The organism is Melaminivora alkalimesophila (assembly GCF_000282995.1).
Classification (GTDB): domain Bacteria; phylum Pseudomonadota; class Gammaproteobacteria; order Burkholderiales; family Burkholderiaceae_C; genus Melaminivora; species Melaminivora alkalimesophila.
The window spans coordinates 1-3,105 of sequence record NZ_ALEE01000059.1 but is presented as its reverse complement, the minus strand read 5'-3'; the positions used below and the strand labels follow the sequence as shown (position 1 = coordinate 3,105).

At 61.5% G+C, this 3,105-nt stretch carries 3 protein-coding genes and 1 pseudogene; all 4 read left to right on the top strand.

Annotated elements, in window-relative coordinates; translation table 11 throughout:
• Positions 1-730: pseudogene (locus A612_RS00610) on the top strand (IS1380-like element ISPme1 family transposase); the annotation flags it as partial.
• Positions 731-995: 265 nt separating this feature from the next.
• Positions 996-1,823 carry a universal stress protein gene (locus tag A612_RS16045; protein WP_158000158.1) on the top strand — a complete coding sequence of 276 codons (828 nt, stop codon included), beginning with the start codon at positions 996-998 and terminating at the stop codon, positions 1,821-1,823.
• A gap of 83 nt (positions 1,824-1,906) precedes the next feature.
• Positions 1,907-2,461 carry a DUF1269 domain-containing protein gene (locus A612_RS00600; RefSeq protein ID WP_019372682.1) on the top strand — a complete coding sequence of 185 codons (555 nt, stop codon included), beginning with the start codon at positions 1,907-1,909 and terminating at the stop codon, positions 2,459-2,461.
• 397 nt (positions 2,462-2,858) lie between these two features.
• Positions 2,859-3,026, top strand: coding sequence for a hypothetical protein (locus A612_RS17215; protein ID WP_158000157.1), 168 nt, complete (start codon positions 2,859-2,861; stop codon positions 3,024-3,026).
• The last annotated feature ends 79 nt before the right edge of the window (positions 3,027-3,105 follow it).

Here is a 3,105-nt window from a genome sequence, read left to right as displayed (position 1 = left end):
CCTCATGCGGTTGAATTTCCTATCCGTCGTCATTGCCCGATATGCTGGCCGCGACCTTGGTGGACGCTTCTTCCGGGCCGACGCTGCCTACGCGATCCCCGCGATCTATATGCGGCTGGAAGAAGCCAGGTTCTTCTACGCCATCCGTCTGCCCGCCAACGCCGTCTTGCGCGAGAAGATCGCGCATCGGCTGACACGGCCCGTGGGACGGCCTTCGCTGACCAAGGTCAAACGGTTCTTCGAGGACTTCGAGTATCAGGCGGCGTCCTGGGACAAGCCGCGCCGCGTCATCGCCAAGATCGAATGGCATCCGGGCGAGCTGTTCCCCAAAGTCGGCTTCATCGTCACCAACCTGCCGATGGAGCCAGACTGGGTGGTGAGGTTCTACAACCAGCGCGGCACCGCAGAGCAGCACATCAAGGAAGGCAAATATGCCTTTCGCTGGACGCGGCTGTCATGCCGGAAGTTCCGGCACAACGAGGTGCGGCTGCAACTGCACGCGCTGGCCTACAACCTGGCAACCTTCCTGCGCTGCATCGAACTGCCCGAGGCCATGGCGGACTGGTCGTTGACCAGCCTGCAACTCAAGCTGATCAAGATCGGCGCCCGCGTCGTCCGCCACGCCCGCGCCATTACCTTCCAGTTGGCCGAGGTCGCCGTCACCGGCCCGATGGTGCGGGCCGTCCTTGCCGCCATCCGCCGTCTTCGAACGCCTCCGTCATGCGCATGACCACGATCCATGCCCAAGCTGAACGAAAGCGGCAGGACAGGTCCGTCTGCCGCGCGGAAAAGCGGCTCTGCCGGGCCAGAATGCTGCGGGTTCGAGGCTTGATCCACCCGACTTCGGCCGTTTGCGCGACGACAGACACCGCTCGGGGCGAAAAACGCTTGCCCAGCGAGCAAAATCAGGCGATCTTGAAGTCAAGCGGCAGGCCACTTGGGGAATGTCGGATGATTGCTTCTGGAGACCAATGATGAAGTCGATACTTCTCCCCTTGACCGACCCTGAAACGGATGAGTGGGCGACCGGGAGGGCGATCGACGCGATCGTCGACCTGAACGCTCATTTGTCGACTTTGCTCATCGATCCTGTGCTCCTCACGGTGCCGGTATATCCCCATTATGGAGCAATGACCCACTACCCGCTCCTGCTGGATCAGTTGCGGGACGAAGGCCTGGCTCGCCAAGCAAAGGTGAAGTCGATTTTGCAGGATGCCTCAGAGAAGCGAGGCGTGGTACTCGGCGTCACCGATCAGGCCCCCAGCGTCCAGCTTTCGCGGACCGACGGCGACGCCTGGTCCGCGGTCAAGGATGCGGCAGCCGTCCACGATGCCGTTCTGTTCATCCGGCGAGTGGAAGCGTCGGAACCGCTGGATACACCCGAGCTCTTGAAGGATACGCTGGAGTATTCGGGAAGGCCGATCCTCGTGTTGACGCAGGACGTACCTTCGAAGCTGTCCCGAAGGGTGGGTGTTGCCTGGAACGGCAGCGTCGAAAGCGCCCGTGCTGTCTCGGCGGCGCTCCCGATCCTTTCTAACGCGGAAGAAGTAGTCATTTTCAGCTTCCCGACGTCAAAGACCGACGCAAACGAGGGTGATCGACTGCGGTCTTACCTCAGCCGGCACGGCATCGCGGCGGTCGTGGAGACTCGTTCGCCCGAGACCTCGGTCGGGGAGGCGCTCCTCGCGGCCGCTGCGCAGAGCGGTGTGACCCTCTTGGTCACAGGCGGGTACACACATAGCCGGCTTCGCCAGGCGGTGCTCGGAGGGGTCACGAGGCACCTTCTCGCGCGGTCGACGATCCCCATGCTCATGGCGCATTAGGCCACCTTCGGCGGCAGCACACGACATCAGCTGCTGGTCTTCACCCGGCAGGCTGTGACCTTCAAACAACCTGGAGACTAAAGATGTCAGAATTGATTGTGGTCGGTTTCGACAACTCGAACGATGCTGACCGTGTTCTCACAGAACTCGGGCGTTTGCGGCGCGAATATCTCATCGATCTCGAAGACGCGGTCGTGGCGATCCGTGACCCGGACGGCAAGGTGCACATCAAGCAGTCGATCAGCGTGTTGGGCAGATCGGTCAGCTACGGCACCCTGTCGGGAGCCCTGTGGGGCACGCTCGTCGGGCTGTTGTTCCTGAACCCGCTCGCCGGGATGGCGATTGGCGGCGTTGTCGGCGCGGGCACCGGGGCCTTGTCAGGCAGCCTGATCGACTACGGCATCAATGACGATTTCATCAGAGACATCGGGAACACGCTGGCTCCCGACACGAGCGCTATCTTCCTTCTGATCCGCAAGGCGCAGCCGGACAAGGTCCTGGCGGAGCTCTCCGGCTATCGCGGGCGCATTCTTCGCTCGTCGCTTTCGCCCGAGCAGGAAACGAAGCTGGGCGCTGTTCTGGCACGCGAAAGCGAGGCGCCTTCTAAAGCACCCGTGGGGGCGACGGTCGCAGCTTAGGAACGCAGCTCGACGCTGCTGTTTTAGGCGCCAAGAGATCCGAGAAGGCACCTCGGGCAGGTAGCGGAAGATTTGCCGGGCTCGCAAGTTGAACGCCGGCCCTGGCTGCATCAGGGCGCGCATCCAGGCGGGTGCGCGCCCATCACTTGTGCCGCGCACGTAGGGGGCAGCGTGCCCGGTTTCATTGCTAGTCAAGCAACCGCGGTCTCCCGACCCGATAGTCCAAACCTATCGGTGCCGCAGGGTCATTCGATTTCACTTCGGCACTGAGGTGGACCATCAATTCATGGCAGACAAATCTGCGAGACAGAACCGGAAAGGAAAGATCAAGTGACGCTTGCGCGTTTCAAGATCCTCGTCGTCAGCGGCTGGGGTGCTACAGTTCTGTTGCTGGGACTTGCGTTATGAACACGAAGAAGCAGGCATCATCGACGGGGCCACGGTGCCGCTGAAAGCACTGCCGCCACATTCGACCACGGTTTACAAGGTGCAAGAGGCGTTCAACAACGTCACCTTGCCGGATGAAAACGTCTATAAAACCGCTATTGAGGCCGCTCTAGGCTAAAGGTTGCAGCCGAGAAAAGGAAAAGACGTGAGCAGCGAAACCGCCACCATCAGCGCCGCCGTTCCTGCGGACGTGAAAG